A 245-nucleotide genomic window follows, 5' to 3' on the forward strand; every position below is an offset into this window, starting at 1 on the left:
CTTTTCTATATGCCCATTGCACAAGACCACTACAGTCAAAACCAGCGGAAGGAGAAGAACCGCCCCACTCATATGGATCACCTTCATACTTAAGAGCTTCATTCATTACAGTTTCATATCCCTCCATTGCTCCATTGACTGGCTTTACAGTGCCACCGCCCTTCAAATAGCGCATAACATGATCTACATAATGAGGATCACCGTAGCTTTTCCATCCCAATTTCAGAGCTTGGAAGTTACTAAAT

Annotated in this window: 1 protein-coding gene; it reads right to left on the bottom strand. The window is 43.3% G+C overall.

Going from position 1 to position 245, the window contains the following annotated elements; all coding sequences use genetic code 11:
• Positions 1-245 (bottom strand): NlpC/P60 family protein (locus R0J87_RS23500; RefSeq protein ID WP_498889396.1); only part of this gene is annotated, 245 nt, incomplete at both ends.

Source organism: Halomonas sp. SIMBA_159, assembly GCF_046536035.1.
Lineage (GTDB): Bacteria > Pseudomonadota > Gammaproteobacteria > Pseudomonadales > Halomonadaceae > Vreelandella > Vreelandella venusta_A.